This is a genomic window from Pseudomonas sp. G3-19, assembly GCF_054855875.1.
Genome location: NZ_JBMPIQ010000003.1, coordinates 313,230 through 330,928, shown reverse-complemented (window position 1 = coordinate 330,928; position 17,699 = coordinate 313,230). Strand labels below are relative to the sequence as shown.

General features: G+C 62.1%; 15 protein-coding genes. 7 read left to right on the top strand and 8 right to left on the bottom strand.

The window, feature by feature from the left end; all coding sequences use genetic code 11:
- Positions 1-567: 567 nt before the first annotated feature.
- A complete protein-coding gene (locus tag ACOYXI_RS01590; RefSeq protein ID WP_461674187.1) occupies positions 568-1,959 on the bottom strand; it encodes an FAD-dependent oxidoreductase in 1,392 nt (463 codons plus the stop codon).
- A 71-nt stretch (positions 1,960-2,030) separates the two neighbouring features.
- Complete coding sequence (locus ACOYXI_RS01585; protein ID WP_027614598.1) at positions 2,031-3,356, bottom strand: MFS transporter; 1,326 nt, start codon at positions 3,354-3,356, stop codon at positions 2,031-2,033.
- A 270-nt stretch (positions 3,357-3,626) separates the two neighbouring features.
- On the opposite strand from ACOYXI_RS01585, the gene ACOYXI_RS01580 reads away from it, so the two are divergent.
- Positions 3,627-4,499 (top strand): LysR family transcriptional regulator, encoded by an 873-nt coding sequence (locus ACOYXI_RS01580; protein WP_096795687.1) that lies wholly within the window; start codon positions 3,627-3,629, stop codon positions 4,497-4,499.
- A gap of 121 nt (positions 4,500-4,620) precedes the next feature.
- On the opposite strand, the gene ACOYXI_RS01575 is transcribed toward ACOYXI_RS01580, so the two are convergent.
- A complete protein-coding gene (locus ACOYXI_RS01575) occupies positions 4,621-5,481 on the bottom strand; it encodes a LysR substrate-binding domain-containing protein (protein ID WP_134785967.1) in 861 nt (286 codons plus the stop codon).
- A gap of 113 nt (positions 5,482-5,594) precedes the next feature.
- Between ACOYXI_RS01575 and ACOYXI_RS01570 the strand changes: the two genes are divergently transcribed.
- The 3 genes from ACOYXI_RS01570 (at position 5,595) to ACOYXI_RS01560 (ending at position 8,422) form a co-directional block, all read left to right on the top strand.
- A complete protein-coding gene (locus ACOYXI_RS01570; RefSeq protein ID WP_135295401.1) occupies positions 5,595-6,704 on the top strand; it encodes a 2-aminoethylphosphonate--pyruvate transaminase in 1,110 nt (369 codons plus the stop codon).
- 143 nt (positions 6,705-6,847) lie between these two features.
- A complete protein-coding gene (gene phnX / locus ACOYXI_RS01565) occupies positions 6,848-7,675 on the top strand; it encodes a phosphonoacetaldehyde hydrolase (protein ID WP_007961173.1) in 828 nt (275 codons plus the stop codon).
- Positions 7,676-7,867: 192 nt separating this feature from the next.
- A complete protein-coding gene (locus ACOYXI_RS01560) occupies positions 7,868-8,422 on the top strand; it encodes a cytochrome b (protein WP_134785965.1) in 555 nt (184 codons plus the stop codon).
- A 126-nt stretch (positions 8,423-8,548) separates the two neighbouring features.
- On the opposite strand, the gene ACOYXI_RS01555 is transcribed toward ACOYXI_RS01560, so the two are convergent.
- Entirely contained in the window at positions 8,549-9,472 is a 924-nt protein-coding gene (locus ACOYXI_RS01555) for a 1-aminocyclopropane-1-carboxylate deaminase/D-cysteine desulfhydrase (protein ID WP_461674186.1), read from the bottom strand.
- Positions 9,473-9,699: 227 nt separating this feature from the next.
- On the bottom strand, positions 9,700-11,739 hold the full coding sequence (locus ACOYXI_RS01550) for an oxidoreductase (RefSeq protein ID WP_098968100.1): 2,040 nt from the start codon (positions 11,737-11,739) through the stop codon (positions 9,700-9,702).
- Between the two features lie 206 nt (positions 11,740-11,945).
- Between ACOYXI_RS01550 and ACOYXI_RS01545 the strand changes: the two genes are divergently transcribed.
- Together ACOYXI_RS01545 and ACOYXI_RS01540 are read left to right on the top strand one after the other, a co-directional pair.
- Positions 11,946-13,076, top strand: a complete 1,131-nt coding sequence (locus ACOYXI_RS01545; RefSeq protein ID WP_103369259.1) for a carbon-nitrogen hydrolase family protein — start codon at positions 11,946-11,948, stop codon at positions 13,074-13,076.
- Positions 13,077-13,079: 3 nt separating this feature from the next.
- Entirely contained in the window at positions 13,080-14,120 is a 1,041-nt protein-coding gene (locus ACOYXI_RS01540; RefSeq protein ID WP_134785962.1) for an AraC family transcriptional regulator, read from the top strand.
- A 4-nt stretch (positions 14,121-14,124) separates the two neighbouring features.
- Here the strand turns inward: ACOYXI_RS01540 and ACOYXI_RS01535 are convergent, their stop codons facing one another.
- The 3 genes from ACOYXI_RS01535 to ACOYXI_RS01525 form a co-directional block, all read right to left on the bottom strand.
- Positions 14,125-14,253 (bottom strand): hypothetical protein, encoded by a 129-nt coding sequence (locus tag ACOYXI_RS01535; RefSeq protein ID WP_256662080.1) that lies wholly within the window; start codon positions 14,251-14,253, stop codon positions 14,125-14,127.
- A gap of 251 nt (positions 14,254-14,504) precedes the next feature.
- Positions 14,505-15,392 carry a DUF2242 domain-containing protein gene (locus ACOYXI_RS01530; RefSeq protein WP_461674185.1) on the bottom strand — a complete coding sequence of 296 codons (888 nt, stop codon included), beginning with the start codon at positions 15,390-15,392 and terminating at the stop codon, positions 14,505-14,507.
- 91 nt (positions 15,393-15,483) lie between these two features.
- On the bottom strand, positions 15,484-16,383 hold the full coding sequence (locus tag ACOYXI_RS01525) for a LysR family transcriptional regulator (protein WP_461674184.1): 900 nt from the start codon (positions 16,381-16,383) through the stop codon (positions 15,484-15,486).
- A gap of 120 nt (positions 16,384-16,503) precedes the next feature.
- On the opposite strand from ACOYXI_RS01525, the gene ACOYXI_RS01520 reads away from it, so the two are divergent.
- The gene (locus tag ACOYXI_RS01520; protein WP_210557599.1) at positions 16,504-17,697 is read left to right on the top strand and encodes an MFS transporter; all 1,194 of its coding nucleotides are present in this window, start codon (positions 16,504-16,506) and stop codon (positions 17,695-17,697) included.
- Positions 17,698-17,699: the final 2 nt, after the last annotated feature.

Here is a 17,699-nt window from a genome sequence, read left to right as displayed (position 1 = left end):
CTCGCAGGCCGCCTTCGCGAGCAAGCCCGCTCCCACAGTGGATTGGGTGTGGGATGTTGGAGATTGGTCGGTTGGGAGGTCGCTATCGCTGGCAAGCCAGCTCTCACAGTTGGATTGGGTGCGGGCAGTTGGAGGCTGGTCGGCTCGTAGGCCGCCTTCGCTGGCAGGCCAGCTCCCACAGGGAGCTAAAGCCAAGCGCATGCTTTTCACCACTCAAATGGCCGAGTGTGAGCTCGCCGAAAGCTCTTGATCTTGCCGTGCCGGCCCCATCGGCAGGCTGAGTGGAGGGGTTTATCCGGGGGTGGGAGCGCAGCGACCGTTCGACGAAGTCGAACACATCGAGAGGAGGTGCAGCGAAGCAAACCGGAGGCGATGCCCCCCGGATGAATCCCGTAACGAAGGAACCCGAGCCTAGGCGAGGGCCGTACGCCGGGGCCAAGCCTTTTGCTTACTTTTCGGCGTCTGGAAAAGTGAGTCGCTGTAAGAGCGAAACCATAAGAAGCCGTTACCGCAGAAACGGATATGTACTCGGTAACCCAAAAGAACGCAGCGCTCGCCAGCCCCCAATCACCCCTTGTCAGCCTTCCCCGCCGCCGCCGCAAACTTCGCCAACCGCACATCCAGATGCCGCGGCCGCCGCCCATGATCCTCAGCCCGCTCCTTGCGCCGAATCGCATTACGCACCATCAACGACCCCAGATACCGAATCGGCTCCGGCGGAAAATACCCCAGCGGCCCGTTCACCAACGGCGAACGAGTCCAGGGGTTATCGAGCCCCTGCACCAACGAGGCAAGAATCTGCCCGCCCATGTGACACGGCCCGACGCCACTGCCGGAATAACCAAAGCCATAAAACACATTGCCACTGGCACTCATCTGCCCGAAAAACGGCAACCCGGTGACCGATCGATCCGACGGCCCGTTCCACGTTGCGTCGATCTTTACATCGGCAAACGCCGGGAAGAAGTCGCCGAGACTGCGCTTGAGCAAATCCGCATAGGGCGATGGCTGATCGAACACCGGCAACATTCGCCCACCATACGCAAACGTGTTACCACCCTTGCCAAGCATGATCCGGCCGTCCGGCGTGTTGTGGTAGTAGTGCACGAAAATCCGCGAATCGAGCACGGTAACGCCGCTGGTCAAACCGATGTCCTGCAGCAGATCCGGGCGCGGCTCGGTGATCAGCATGTCACTGGAGACAATCGCCACGCTACGTTCGAACTGTGGAAACGCCCGGGCCATCCACGCATTCATCGCCAGCACCACGCGGTCTGCAATCACGCTACCGCCAGCGGTGTGAATACGCGCCGGACGGCCCTCCTCCAGGCCGGTCATCGCCGTGTTCTCGTGGATCTTCACGCCGAGTTGCAACGCCACCCGACGCAGCCCGCGCACCAGTTTGCCCGGCTGCACACTGGCCGCCGCTGGCGAGAACCAGCCCTCCAGATGCTTGCTGGAACCGGCCATGCGCTGCACATCGGCCACCGGGCGTTGGGTAAAGGAGTTGATGCTGTTGCGCTCAAGCGCCGCGATCACCGCGTCGGTCGAACCGACCTGCGCCTTGTTGGTGGCGGTGTACAGCGTGCCGTCCAGGCGGTAATCGGCATCGACGCCGAACTGTTCGCAGAACGCGCCAATGGCGTGGATGCTGCGCTCGGATTCCTTGACCAGGCGCACCGCCTCCTCGACGCCGAACAGCCGCTCGAGGGTGAAATACTTGGCCGACCACGACAACGCGCAACCACCGTTGCGCCCACTGGCACCGGCGCCGCAGATATCGGCTTCGATCAGCAGCACATCGAGTTCCGGGTTCTGCTGCTTGAGCATGATCGCCGTCCACAACCCGGTGTAGCCGCCGCCGACGATGCACACGTCGCTGCGCACTTCGCCTTGCAGTGACGGACACGTCGCGGATGGGTCGGCCTGCAAGGCTTGCTCTAGCCAAAACGGTCGCATGGGATTCTCCAGTCAGATGGCCACGACACAGCCTGCCGCGAGCGCCGCAGCAGGCCGCAGGGCAAGGGTTTTCAGTTACGCAGGGGTTTGATGGTCAGTGGGCAATTGGGAATGGCCGCGCGCGGTTCCATCACCCCGACCGGGCGGCTGTTCCAGTGCGGAATCAGCACCAGCGCCGAGAACAATGCGCAGCCGGCGAAGACGATGAACACCGTCACCGAATCGAAGTAACCCGGCAGTAATCCGCCGAGCACCGCGCCGACCGAGCCGCAACCGTTGACGAAACCGGCTGCCGTGGCACCGGCCTTGGCCTTGCCGAAGTCAATGGCGGCCGCGCCGCTGATCATCGAATCCGGCCCGTACAGGGTCAGGCCCATGACAAACAGCAACGCCACCACCAGCATCACGCTGCCGGTGTGCAACGCGCCCATGAACAGCGCCAACGTTACGGTCAGTGCCAGCAGACTGAGGACGCAGGCCGGCATGCGCCGGGCGCCGAACAGTTTGTCCGAGGCCAGACCGATCATGATCGGCCCGAGCAACCCGGCCAGTTCGAACGAGGTGGGAATGATCGCCGCGCCGACCTTGCCGACACTCGGCATCTGCTCAAAGACGATCACCGGGCCCCACAACAGAATCGCGTAACGCGCCGGTTTCAACATGAAATACGCCAGGCCCAGCACCAGCACCGTGCGGTTGCGCAGGATTTCCTTCAACGGCTCCCAGACGCTGAGCTTGCTGTTGGCTTCGGTTTCCGCGGCACTGAGTTCCGGCTCCGGCTCCACCGCCGGCAGGCCGACGTCTTCCGGTTTGTTGCGCTGAAAAATGAAGAACAACAGCGCCACCACCGCGACCACGGCCGCGCTGGAAATGAACGCCGCGTGCCAGGTGCCCATCAGCGTATACGCCCACCAGCCGGCGAACGGCGAGGCCACCAGACCGCCAAACGCATAGCAGGAGCTCCACAATCCGAGCACCCGCCCACGCTGCTGCGCCGGAAAGAAACTCCCAAGGTTTTTACACAATCCCGACCAGCCGGTGGACTGCGCCAGCCCCTGGATCAGCATGCAAGTGGCGAAGATCGGCAAGGTCGCGAAACTGCCCATCACCAATGCCGCACCAGCGGAAATCAGCAGCCCGCCAAGCACCACGACCCTCGGGCCGAAACGGTCGGCAAGCATGCCCCAGGTGAATTGGCCGATGGCGTAGGCCGCCAGATAGATCGCATCGAGGTTGGCCATGGCCATCTTGTCGAGCATGAAGGTCGGGTCTTCGGCGATGCCCAGTTTGGCCACCGAAAACGCTTTGCGGGTGAAATAGAAAGCGGCGTACGCGAGCCAGGTGACAGCGAAAATCTGCATGCGCCAACGCGCAATGGTGCCGATGTGCTTGTTCATTGTGGTTCTGACCTCAGGGTGTGAGTGTGCCGGCAGAATCGTTAAGTAAACGCCTGTGTTTTTTATTGTTGAGCACTGCGCCAGCGCCCCATCCCTGATGGCGATAGCGGTCAGATGAGTCCTGTTGTTGCACGCACAGGCTCATCGCCAACGCTGCTGTCCGAGCGGACAGTCAGCGCTGGCGTGAGCGGATCAAAGCAATTACTGTTTAATAAATAAAATCGATTTATCGTATTTCACACATAAGCTCAGCTTGTTACTGGAGGCTGCATGTCGGTGTCCCACGCCCAGCTCAAAGCCTTCCACGCCGTGGCCGTCCATGGAAGCTTCACCAAAGCCGCCGAACGGCTTTTTCTCACGCAACCGGCAATTTCCGACCAGGTGCGCAAACTCGAAGAGCGCTTTGGTGTGTTGCTGTTCCATCGCAACAAGCGTTCGGTGCGCCTGACCGATCTCGGTGAGCGGCTGCTGGCGATCACTCAGCGGCTGTTTGTGATCGAGGCTGAAGCCCAGGAACTGCTGCAGGAATCCCAGGCGTTGCAGACTGGCAGCCTGATTCTCGCAGTGGACGCACCGATACACGTGCTGCCGCAAATCGCGCGGTTCTGCGAGCGGTATCCGGGGATCAGCGTGAAGATCGAGACCGGTAACACCGATGAATCGCTGTTTCGCCTGTTCAACTATCAGGCCGATCTGGCGCTGCTCGGGCGCGATGTCACTGATGAACGTCTGCTGTGCGTGCCGCTGCGTAACGACCCGATGGTGGCGTTCGTCTCGCGCCATCACCCGTGGGCCGAGCGCGAGTCGATCTGTCTGGCCGATCTCGATGACACGCCGCTGGTGCTGCGCGAGCACGGCTCGGTAACCCGCCAGACTCTGGAAGAAGAAATGGCCCGCGCCGGTTTTCGCATTCGTCCGGCAATCCAGGTCGAGGGCCGGGAAGCCGCGCGCGAGGCGGTGGTGGTGGGGATCGGTGTGGGGGTGGTGTCGGCGGCGGAGTTTGGCGCGGATTCGCGAGTCTGCGCGTTGCCGATTACCGATTGCACCCGACGATTGACCGAGACGCTGGTGTGCTTGCGCGAGCAGAGTTCGCGGCGGGTGGTGGCGACATTTCTCGATATGGTGCGCGAGAGCCTTGGGTAAACCGGTCTGGCCCCTTCGCGAGCAAGCTCGCTCCCACAGGGTTCTCGGTCGTTCACACATTATGTACACGCCACAATACCTGTGGGAGCGAGCTTGCTCGCGAATGAGGCGACGCGAATTGTCAGACTGTCGCCAGATCGAAGAACGCCTGAATCAGGCGCAACTCCCGCCGCCGCTCCATGCAGCCAATCATGTGCCGATTGACCAGCCCGTCGCCGACAATCGGAATTGCCACCACCCGCGGGTCATGGCTGACCTCCACCGACGACACCACGCCCACCCCCAGCTCCGCCGCCACCGCTTCGGTCACCGCCTCACGGCTGTCCAGTTCCAGCAGAACCCGTGGATTGACCGCCGCCTGCGCACACGCCTGATCAAAGGTGCGCCGGGTGATCGAACTCGGCTCGCGCAGCACCATGATCACCTGATCCAGCTCCTTGAGCTTCACTTCGCCGGCACGCTGCGCCCACGCATGCGCCGCCGGCACCAGGGCGCAGATCCGCGATTCGCTCAACGCTTGCAGATGCAGGCCCTTGCGCGGTTCGACCTCGGTCAGCACCGCCACGTCGGCATGCTCGGACAACAGCGCGGCGAGGGTTTCCTGCGCATTGCCCAGACGCAGGTTCACCGTGATTCCAGGATAGCGCGCACGCAGGCTGGCGAGCATCGGCATGACCATGTGCGGACCGTCCGCCGCCACTTCGAGGCGCCCGGTGAGCAACTGACGATTGGCTTCGAGCAGGGTTTGCGCTTCTTCGGCCAAACCGAACATCGCGCGGGTAATCGCCGCCAGTTTGGTGCCCTCCTCGGTCAGTTCCACCCGGCGTGCGGTGCGACGCAACAAGGTGATCTGGTAGTGCTCCTCCAGCGCCTTGATGTGTCCGGTGACCGCCGGCTGACTGATGAACAGGCGCGCCGCCGCGCGGGTAAAGCTGCCTTCCCGGGCCACGGCGTCGAAGGCGCGCAGCTGGAACAGATTCATGGATAACCCTCACTGATGGCTGGAATAACAACAAACAATTTGATTGATAGACCGCCGAATTGCAACGTATGCCCCGTAGCTTCATCCCACAGCGCTATCGCGAGGACACACGAATGAGTACTGCCGCACCCATCCTGCTCACTCCCGGCCCGTTGACCACGTCGGCCCGCACCCGCCAGGCAATGATGATCGACTGGGGGTCATGGGATGACCGCTTCAACCAACTGACCGCCAGCCTCTGCGAGCAATTGCTGGCGATCCTCAATGGCGCCGCCACTCACCACTGCGTGCCATTGCAGGGCAGCGGCACCTTCGCTGTCGAAGCGGCCATCGGCACGCTGGTGCCGCGTGACGGCAAGGTGCTGGTGCTGATCAACGGTGCCTACGGCAAGCGTCTGGCGAAGATCTGCGAAGTGCTCGGCCGCTCGTTCAGCACCTTCGAAACCGCCGAAGACGAACCGACCACCGCTGCCGACGTCGACCGCCTGCTGCGCGCCGATGGCGACATCACCCATGTCGCGCTGATCCACTGCGAAACCAGCACCGGCATCCTCAACCCGTTGCCGGAAATCGCCGAGGTCGTCGCGCAACACGGCAAGCGCCTGATCATCGATGCCATGAGCTCGTTCGGCGCACTGCCGGTGGACGCGCAAAAAGTGCCGTTCGATGCGCTGATCGCCGCTTCCGGCAAGTGCCTGGAAGGCGTGCCGGGGATGGGTTTCGTTTTCGCCCGCAAGGAATCGCTGGCAGCAGCGGCCGGCAATTCGCACTCGCTGGCGATGGACCTGTATGACCAGCACACGTATATGCAGAAGACCGGCCAGTGGCGCTTCACCCCGCCGACCCACGTGGTCGCGGCGCTGCACGAAGCGTTGTTGCAATACAACGAAGAAGGTGGCCTGCCCGCTCGCCATGCGCGCTACGCCGCCAACTGTCAGGCGCTGATGGAAGAGATGGGCAAGCTCGGGCTGCGCAGCTTCCTGCCGGCAGCGATCCAGGCCCCGATCATCGCCACCTTCCATGCCCCGCAAGATCCGCGCTACCAGTTCAAGGACTTCTACGAACGGGTCAAGGCCAAGGGTTACATCCTCTACCCCGGCAAACTGACCCAGGTCGAAACCTTCCGCGTCGGCTGCATCGGCCACGTCAACCCGGACGAAATGCGCCAGGCCGTGGCAGCAGTGGGTGAAGTGCTGCGCGAGATGGAAGTCCTCGATATCTGAAACACCACTAATCCCCTGTGGGAGCGGGCTTGCTCGCGAAGGCGGAGTGTCAGCCGCCATCAATGTTGAATGTGCCGCCGCATTCGCGAGCAAGCCCGCTCCCACAGTTTTGAACCGTATTGCCAACTCAGGAATTGATTGCCATGAACTACACCAACCCAAGCAAGCTGCAAGCCGCGATCCTCGACTGGGCCGGCACCGTGGTCGATTTCGGCTCGTTCGCACCGACGCAGATCTTCGTCGAAGCCTTCGCCGAGTTCGACGTTCAGGTGTCCATCGAAGAAGCCCGTGGCCCGATGGGCATGGGCAAGTGGGATCACATTCGTACCCTGTGCGATCAGCCGCAGGTCGCCGAGCGTTATCGCAAAGCGTTCGGCCGCACCCCGACCGACGACGACGTGACCGCGATCTACAACCGCTTCATGCCGCTGCAGATCGAGAAGATCGCCGAGCACTCGGCGCTGATTCCCGGCGCGCTGGAAACCATTGCCAACCTGCGTCAGCAAGGGATCAAGATCGGTTCCTGCTCCGGCTACCCGAAACAAGTGATGGACAAGGTTGTGGCCCTCGCTGCCACTAACGGCTACGTTGCCGACCACGTGGTCGCCACCGACGAAGTGCCGAACGGTCGCCCATGGCCGGCCCAGGCTCTGGCCAACGTGATTGCGTTGGGCATCGATGATGTCGCGGCCTGCGTGAAGATCGACGACACCGTGCCGGGCATCCTCGAAGGCCGTCGCGCCGGGATGTGGACCGTGGCGCTGATCTGCTCGGGCAACGCGCTGGGCCTGGATTACGCCGGCTACCGAGCACTGGGCAGCGACGAACTGGCCAGCGAACGCAAACGCATCCACGCGCTGTTCGCCGATTCGCGCCCGCATTACATGATCGACACCATCAGCGACCTGCCGGAAGTGATTGCCGACATCAACAAGCGTCTGGCCAACGGTGAAATGCCACAATCGAGCTGATCACGCCTTTTCTCAAAACAACAAAAAACGCCAGGGTCTTCGCGACACTGGCGTTTTTTTTGGCTAAAGCCCTGACTCAGCGCAGTGAAACTCCGATCAGCCTCAGGCAAATCCGCCAAAGCGGATTACAGTTAAAGCATGCCGTCGCGCAAGAACGGCACGTGGCGACCCTGATCTGTGAGGAAACACCGTATGCCGTGGACAAGTTCCGAATCCCGCTACAGCACCGTGTCCGTGCTGCTGCACTGGCTGATGCTGGTCCTGTTGATCCTGGTGTATGCCAGCATGGAGTTGCGCGGGATTTTTCCCAAAGGCAGTGGCGGCCGCTCGCTGATCCGCGAAGTGCACTACATGCTCGGCCTGACCGTGTTCGTGCTGGTGTGGTTTCGCCTCGTAGCGCGCAGCATCGGCCCGGCACCGAAAATCTTCCCGGCCTCGCCACAATGGCAGACTCTGCTGGCGCGGGTGATGCACTGGTTGTTGTACCTGTTCATGATCAGCATGCCGATTCTTGGCTGGCTGATTACCAGCGCCGAGGGGCATCAGGTGATGTTCTACGGTTTCGATCTGCCATTGCTGGTTCATGAAGACAAGGCCTTCGCCAAGCAGGTTGAGCACTGGCACGTGTTGATCGGCAATATCGGCTACTGGCTGATCGGCCTGCATGCGCTGGCGGGGCTTTATCACCATTATGTGGTGGGCGATAACACCTTGCTGCGGATGATGCCCAAGCGCGCGGAACGCTGAGGCCCAGTTTTGTCCATGCCTTGTGGTGAGGGGATTCATCCCCGATGGGGCGCGTAGCGGCCCTGAAAGAAAGGGCTGCTGCGCCGCCCATCGGGGATGAATCCCCTCGCTACAAAACCATTCACGCTAAATCCTGGTGAATCCGCGGCGCCCCTGCAAGCCTCCGGTATGCAAGAAGATCAGCCGCGTGCCGTGCTCGAACCTGCCCGCTTCAACCTGCTGCTTCAGCGCCAATAACGCCTTGCCGGTGTACAGCGGCTCCAGCGGAACGCCGCTACTGCGCTCAGTGCTCTCGATGAACTCAAGCAACACCGGATCGACCTTGGCGAACCCACCGCGGCTCGCGTCGAACAACGCGTAGTCCGCCACAGCAAGCCCCGACTCCCGAACAATCGCCTCAACCTGCGGTGCCACGCCATGATCCTCCGGCACCGCCAGCGCACCGTACACCGGATGTGCACCCGCCTCGGCGAGCACCAGCCCTGCCAGGGTCGTCCCGGTGCCGCAGGCCAGCCACCAGCCGTGGAAATCGCTCCAGCCCAGATTGTTCAGTTGCGTGATCACCTGCTCCTTGAGCGCTTTGCAGCCCAAGGCACCGGCCAATCCGCCACCACCCTCTGGCACTGCGTGCAGATTCGGGAACTGCGCCTGCCAAGGCTCCCAGAATCCGGGCTCATGCCGCGCCCGATAGCCGCCGTAACCGAGCCAGTGCAGTTGCATGCCGAACGCCTGCAGGTCCTCAACCGTGGGCGTCTGCTGTGGACGGCCACGCAACAGCCCAACGGTTTCGAAACCCAGACGCTTGCCCGCCGCCGCCAGCGCATGCAGATGATTGGAATGCGCGCCACCCAGGCTAATGATGCCGTGCGCGCCGGCGCGGTTGGCAGCCTTGAGGTGTTCGGTGAGTTTGAACCATTTGTTGCCGCTGATCAGCGGGTCGATCTGGTCCAGACGCTGGATCGCGACCTCGATTCCGGCGTTGGTGAGCCAGTCGAGTTGAAGCAATTCGAGGGGGGCTTGGGGTAGCCAGTTGGCGGGAGGAAGAAGCATGGGCGACTGATCATTCGAGGCAGAGCCGGCATTCTAGTCGCTCACAGGACGCCATCGCGAGCAGGCTCACTCCTACAGGATCCGCGGCATGCATAAATTCTGCGAACACCACAAATCTACTGTGGGAGCGGGCTTGCTCGCGAATGCGGTCTGTCAGTCATTGCATAGGTCAACTGACACGACGCCTTCGCGAGCAAGCCCGCTCCCACATTGGAGATTTGTGGGGCTTAGAGTTCAGCAGCCAGACGCGAACCCTGGTTGATCGCGCGCTTGGCATCCAGCTCCGCCGCCACATCGGCGCCGCCGATCAAGTGCACATTCTGCCCCGCCGCGACCAGACCTTCCTGCAGATCGCGCAGTGGATCCTGGCCGGCGCAGATCACGATGTTGTCCACCGCCAGCACTTGCGGCTCGCCGGTTTCGCCGATGCGGATGTGCAGGCCTTCGTCGTCGATTTTCAGGTATTCGACGCTGTTGAGCATCTGTACCTGCTTGTTCTTCAGACCGGTGCGGTGAATCCAGCCAGTGGTCTTGCCCAGACCATCACCGACCTTGGTTTTCTTGCGCTGCAACAGGAACACTTCGCGAGCCGGCGCGTGCGGCGCTGCTTTGATCCCGGCCACGCCACCACGGGCTTCCAGATGGGTGTCGATGCCCCACTCTTTCCAGAACGCGGTGCGATCCAGACTGGTGGCCACGCCTTCGTGCACAAGGAATTCCGAGACATCGAAACCGATGCCGCCCGCGCCAATCACCGCGACGCGCTTGCCCACCGGTTTGCGCTCGAGGATCACGTCCAGGTAGCTCAGCACCTTGGCATTCTCGACGCCCGGAATCGCCGGCACACGCGGCGCGATGCCGGTGGCGAGGATGATTTCGTCGTAACCGCCCTCGACCAGCTTCGCCACGTCGACACGGGTGTTCAGGCACACCTCGACATTCGTGGTCTGCAGCTTGCGCTTGAAGTAGCGCAGGGTTTCGAAGAATTCTTCCTTGCCCGGCACACGCTTGGCGATGTTGAACTGGCCGCCAATTTCGCTGGCGGAATCGAACAAGGTCACCTGATGCCCGCGCTCGGCGGCCACGGTCGCAGCGGACAGACCGGCAGGGCCGGCACCGACCACGGCGATCTTCTTGATCTGTTGCACCGGCAGATAGTTGAGCTCGGTTTCATGGCAGGCACGCGGGTTGACCAGGCAACTGGTGAGCTTGCCGCCGAAGGTGTGATCGAGGCACGCCTGGTTGCAACCGATGCAGGTGTTGATTTCGTCAGCGCGGCCTTCTGCAGCTTTGTTGACGAAGTCCGGATCGGCGAGGAACGGCCGTGCCATCGAGACCATGTCGGCATCGCCTTCAGCGAGAATCTGCTCGGCGATTTCCGGGGTGTTGATGCGGTTGGTGGTGATCAGCGGAATGTTCACCGAACCACGCAATTTGGCGGTGACCTTGCTGAACGCCGCGCGCGGCACCTTGGTGGCGATGGTCGGGATCCGCGCTTCGTGCCAGCCGATGCCAGTGTTGATGATGGTCGCGCCGGCCTGCTCGATGGCTTTGGCCAGGGTCACGATCTCTTCCCAGCTGCTGCCGCCCTCGACCAGATCAAGCATCGACAAACGGAAAATGATGATGAAGTTCGGGCCGACTGCTTCGCGCACGCGGCGGACGATTTCCACCGGCAGGCGCATACGGTTTTCATAGCTGCCGCCCCAGCGGTCGGTGCGGTGGTTGGTGTGCGCAGCGAGGAACTGGTTAATGAAATAACCTTCAGAGCCCATGATTTCCACACCGTCATACTCGGCGCTCTGCGCCAGTACCGAGCAGGTGACGAAATCGCTGATCTGTTTCTCGATGCCCTCCTCGTCCAGCTCCTTGGGCTTGAACGGGTTGATCGGCGCCTGAATCGCACTCGGCGCGACCTGTTTCGGGCTGTAGGCATAACGCCCGGCGTGGAGGATCTGCATGCAGATCTTGCCGCCCGCCTCGTGCACTGCGCGAGTGACGATGCGGTGCTTGAGCGCTTCTTCCTCGGTGGTCAGTTTGGCTGCGCCGGAGTACACGCCGCCCTCGTCGTTCGGGCCGATACCGCCAGTGACCATCAGGCCGACACCGCCACGGGCACGCTCGGCGAAGTACGCGGCCATGCGTTCGAAGCCACCCGGTTTCTCTTCAAGGCCGGTGTGCATCGAGCCCATCAGGGTGCGGTTGCGCAGCGTGGTGAATCCCAGGTCCAGCGGGGCCAACAGGTGCGGGTAATGAGCGGCGGTCATCGGTAACTCCACAACGTGCGATCACGGAAATTGCGGGAGCTCTGCGTCCCCCGTCAGTCATGTTCGACAGACTAAGAGTCGCACCGCTGTCACTCAATGACCGAAACTGACAACTTATTGATCCAAATGCGCAGCGCCCCTTGGCAAGCGCAGGCATGCGCCCTACCCTAGTCGCCACACCCTGTACCCGGCTGTTGTTGGTTTTCATGCGCAAACTTCTGTATCTGTTTTTCTCCATGGCCATCGTTGCCGCCCTGACCACCTACGCCATGTGGGCGGCGGACCGGCCGGCGGGGCATTACCTGTCGGACCTGCGCATCAAACTGGCGGTCGATCAGGGCACGCCCGCCGACCGTGGCAATCTGCTGGGCATCCAGCCGGAACTGTTTCCCACCGACTACCAAAGCCCCGAGCGCCTGCACCGCAAACTCGCGGCCTATCTGCAGCAGGCACAGGATCAGGGGCTGCTCAACGAAAAAACCGTGGTGGTACTGCCCGAGCATGTCGGCACCTGGCTGATGATCAGCGGCGAGAAAGACGAGCTCTACCAGGCGCCGACCCTCGTCGAAGCGATGAACTGGCTGGCGGCGAGCAATCCGTTGCTGTTCGCCCGAGCCTGGCTCACTGCCAAGGGCGAAAATCGCCTCGACGACGCCCATCTGCGGATGAAGTCCAAAGCCATGGCCAAGGATTACCAGACGTTATTCGGTGGTCTGGCCAAGGAATTCCACGTCACACTGGTGGCCGGCTCCATCGTCCTGCCCGAACCGAGCATTCGTGATGGCCAACTCAAGCCCGGCAGCGGCGCGCTGTTCAACAGCAGCGTGGTGTTCGGCCGTGATGGTGTGCCGTTGGGCCAGCCCCAGCGGCAGATGCACCCGATCTTCGAACAGCGCGACGTGATCAATAGCGAAGACGAGCATGCAATCAACGTGATCGAGACCCCGGCCGGGCGTCTGGGTGTGCTGATCGGCAGCGACAGCTGGTACCCCGACAACTATCGCCGACTCGACGAGCAAGGCGCGCAACTGGTGGCGGTGCCGGCCTTCGTCGTCGGCCACGACGCCTGGAATCAGCCGTGGGCCGGCTATAAGGGTTCGAGTACACCGGGGTCGGTCAGCCTCAAGCCCGGAGAAATCAGTGAAGGTCAGGCCTGGCATCGCCTGACACTGACCGCACAGCCACCGAGCAGCCGTGCGATCGCCGGCATGAGCGTGTTCCTGCGCGGCCAGTTCTGGGACAAGCCCGGTTCGGGGCAAAGCTTCCTCAGCAGCAACGGCCAGCAATTCGCCGATGGCGAAGCCCGTGGCGCGCGTCTGCTGAACATCTGGTTGTAAGCCATGAAGCCGCTGCCGATGCGTCTGGGGGATCTGTCGGTAGGTTTCGTGCACAGCCTCGCTGATGCCGTGCGCAGCCAAGGTGCCGATCCGCAACCGCTGCTCGAACAATATGGGCTGGATGCTGCGCGACTGGCCGAGGCCGGCGCGCGGTTGTCGATTCCGCGCTACATGCGTCTGGGGCACAGCGCGATTCAGTTGACCGGCGATCCGGCACTGGGCTTGCGCATGGGTCAGCTCAGCCGCTTGAGTCAGGCCGGACTCGCCGGGGTCACTGCCGCGCAGGCGCCGACCGTGCGCGAGGCCGCCCGTTGTCTGATCCGCTTCGAGCCGCTGTACGGCTCCAACTATCGCGGGCAGTCGAGTTTTCACGAAGACGCTCATGGCGCGTGGCTGCGCTTCTATTCGATCAGCCCGTACAACGCCTATAACCGTTTTGTAGTGGATTCGATTATCGCCGGCTGGTTGCATCAACTGTCCAGCGTCGGTCGCGAGCCACTGCGCGCCGAGCGCATCGAGATCGAATTTGACGCGCCGGACTACCGCGACGCCTACAACGCGCTGGGCGACTGCCCGATCCAGTTCGGCGCTGAGCGCAATCAATTGCGCCTGAACCTGAACAGCCTCGCACAGCGTAATCCCGAGCACTGTCCGAGTACCTGGCGGCATCTGCTGCAATTGTGTGAACGGGAACTGGAGCAATTGACCCGCACCCGCAGCCTGCGTGAACGCATCACTCAACTGCTGGGGCCGTTGCTCAATGGTGGCCGGGAACCCGACCTGGAAGAAGTGGCGGCGCGCCTGAAGCTGCCGACCTGGACCTTGCGGCGCAAACTGGCCGAGGAAGGCACGCAGTTTCGCGCGATCCTCAATGACACCCGCCGTGATCTGGCGATGACCTACATCCGCGACACCGAACTGGCGTTCGGCGAGATCGCCTACCTGCTGGGCTTTGCTTCAGCCGAGGCGTTTCAACGCGCCTTCAAGCGCTGGAGCGGCCAGACCCCCGGCGAGTTTCGCCGCAGTCACCGCAAAACCGCCTGACACCTTACAACTCGGTGGCGTCTTCGGCCGGCTCTGGCTGATCCAGTTCATACGCCTGGTATTCGAGCAGTTCTTCTTGATAGTCGTCCATCGTGTGATCCCCCTGCTGCCCGTTTGAAAATAGCCCGATCAACTGACCAGTGCCTCGAGCCTATCGTGCCCGTATGAAGGAAAAGTGACATCCCGCCTTCATGAATAAAACGTAGCAGGTGGTCAGGAATTTATCGCAGGATTTTTGTCGGGGGAATGTAACGAGATTTGAGTACACCACAAAACAAATGTGGGAGCGGGCTTGCTCGCGAAAGCGCAGTGTCAATCAACATATACATTGACTGATACTCCGCTTTCGCGAGCAAGCCCGCTCCCACATGGGATGTGTGTGTGTTACTGCATCGCCGGAATCGGCTCCGATGGCGGCGGGATATTGGTCGGGTTGGCCGGCGGCGTGATCGTTTCGGTAGCCGGTGCAGGCTCTGCACTCGGTGCCGGGGTGATCGGCGCTGACTCGGCCGGCGGCACCACTGGCTCAGAACCCGTTGGCGTCGGCGCAACCGGAGCGGGGGCCGGGGTCGCTGCCGGGGCTACCGGCGTCATGTTTTGGGCAGGCTCGACAATCCCGGCTGGCGGCGGTGCAGGCGTTGCCTCTACCGCCGGTGCAGGTGTAACCGGCGCTACAGCGGCAGGCTTGGGCTCAGGCACACCGAGATCGGTCTTGGGTTTTTCTTCGATGTGCGCGGCTTTCTTCGCATCGGCTGGCAGGAACAACTCAACCAGCGTGAAGAGCCGCTCGTAGAACTTCTGCGAGGTCACGGTCTCACTGGCCACCTTGACCATCGAATCGTCGGATGAGCCGATCGGCATCGACACCGAACCCAATACGCCAACCCCGAGACTGGCGGAGTTGTTGGTCTTCTTCAGCGCATAGCGATCCTGCAGGGCATTGGCGAACACCGTGGCATGGTGCTTGGAGCTGCCATCTTCGGTACACACCACATTGAAGCTGATCTCCATGTGGGTTTCACCGGTTTGCTGGAAGCTTTTGTGGCCACTGATCAGTTTCGGGTCACTGCTGGTGATGATGTAGCCCTGGCTGAGCAACGCACGACGGGCCGCCTCGCAACTCGCGGTGTCGGCCACCGGATAATTGCGCGAGAACGTGCCGGAATCATCGAAGTTCTCATGCTCATAGATCGGCTTGTCCTTCGAACAGCCAGCAACAGCGGTCAACAACAGCGCCAACCCAACGACACGCATGGGAGTTGAAATCAACATTGAACATCCTGAGGGAAAACAGTCCGGGGCGTATTGTGCAACAGAACTTGGCCCTGCGGCGCATGGATTGTGTCTTAAAGCCGTTACAACCCTATTGACCCTTGTTTGCCGGAAAAAGTCGCAGCGACAAGTGATCGATGAAGACGCGCAATTTGGCGGTGGCATGGCGACTGGAGGGCCACAACACCCAGAACTGACCGGTGTGTTTCATATGCGCATCCAGCACTCGCTGCAAGCGCCCCTGCGCCACATCCTCATGGGTCATGAAATCCGGCAGGCAGGCGATACCCATCCCTGCCAGCGCCGCATGATGGACGGCTTCGATGGAGGTGGTGACCAGGCGCGCCGGCAAGCTCGGCTCCGGCGCGCCCTCCTCGCCAATCAATGGCCATGGCTCCAGCTTGCCAGTGGCATGAAAGGTGTGCCGCAAGCAGGCGTGCTCCGCCAGATCGGCGGGAATTTGCGGCACGCCGTGCTGTTGCAGATACAGCGGGCTCGCCACCAGCACCATGTGAAACTCGCCCAAGGGCCGCGCCATCAGGCGTGAATCACGTGGTTGACCGGTACGAATCACCGCATCAAAGCCCTCCTCGACCACGTCGACCATGCGATCAGTCAGGTCCAGATCCAGCTCGATCTGCGGGTACAGCGCCATGAACTCATTCATCACCGGCATTACCAAGCCGTGCACCTGCGGCAGGCTGATGCGCAGTTTGCCATGGGGCTGCGAGGCGGAATCGCAAAGTTCGAACTCGGCGGCTTCCACCTCGGCGAGAATTTTGCGACAGCGTGCGAGAAATAGCGTGCCCTCGCTGGTCAGGGTGATGCTGCGGGTGGTGCGATGAAACAGCCGCACGCCCAATCGCGCCTCCAGCCGGGCGATACTTTTGCCCACCGCTGAAGACGACACGCCCTGCAGCCGCCCAGCCTCGGTAAAACTGCGGGTCTCGGCGACCTGAACAAACACCGAAATACTGCCCAGACTGTCCATTCCGCCCCTCCGATTCACGACATCCATGTCCGATATGTTCGGAACCGTAACCCATTTTTCTCCAATGCGCAGCGCCCTAGCCTATGGCCTTCACCCACTTCGGCACATGGACGCTGACTCATGAACGACGCACAACTGACCTCGGCCCTCACCCAGCCAGTCGACACCCGCGAACGATTGCCCCTCGGCGCCCTGCTGGCCCTGGCCACCGCCGGTTTCATCACGGTGCTGACCGAAGCCATGCCCGCCGGCCTGCTGCCACAAATGAGCGCGGGGCTGAATGTCTCCCAGGCACTGATCGGGCAACTGGTCACCCTGTACGCGATTGGCTCGATGCTCGCCGCCATCCCGCTGACCATCGTCACCCGCAGCTGGCGTCGTCGGCCATTGCTGCTGTCAGCCATCGGCGGCTTCGCCATCGCCAACAGCATCACCGCCGTGTCGGAATGGTACTGGCTGACTTTGACCGCACGCTTGCTCGCCGGGATATTTGCCGGGCTGCTGTGGGCGTTGCTGGCAGGCTACGCCAGCCGCATGGTTGCCCCACACCTGCAAGGCCGGGCAATCACCGTCGCCATGCTTGGCGCGCCACTGGCACTCTCGCTGGGCATCCCGGCCGGCACACTACTCGGCACGCTGGTCGGCTGGCGCCTGAGCTTCGCCATCATGACTGCGCTGACGCTGTTGCTGGTGATCTGGGTGCGCTGGCAAGTGCCGGACTTTGCCGGAGAACACACAGGAAAACGCCTGCCCCTACGTCAGGTCTTCACCCTGCCCGGCGTACGCTCGGTGTTGTTCGTGACCTTGACCTACGTGATCGCCCACAACCTGCTGTACACCTACATCGCACCGTTCCTGCAACCGTCAGGACTGGCCAGCGATATCGACCGGGTGCTGCTGGTGTTCGGCCTGGCCTCAGTGCTGAGCCTGTGGATCGTCGGCAGCCTGATCGATCACTGGCTGCGCGAACTGGTGCTGATCAGCACGCTGCTGTTCATGCTCTCCGCCATCGCCTTGGGCCTGTGGCGAGAATCGGCGACCGTGGTCTACCTCGCCGTCGCCGTGTGGGGCCTGGCGTTTGGTGCGATGCCTTCGCTGTTGCAGACTGCCTCGGCGAAAACCGCTGGAGAGGCTGCCGATACGGCGCAGTCGATGCTGGTGACCCTGTGGAATGTCGGAATTGCCGGGGGGGGGTTGGCGGGTGGTTTGCTGCTGGGGAGTCTGGGGGTTGGGGGGTTTCCGTGGATTGTTGTGGGGTTGCTGGTTTTGACCTTGAGTGCGGTGCTGAGGGCGAGGGGCTATGGGTTTGTGTGATT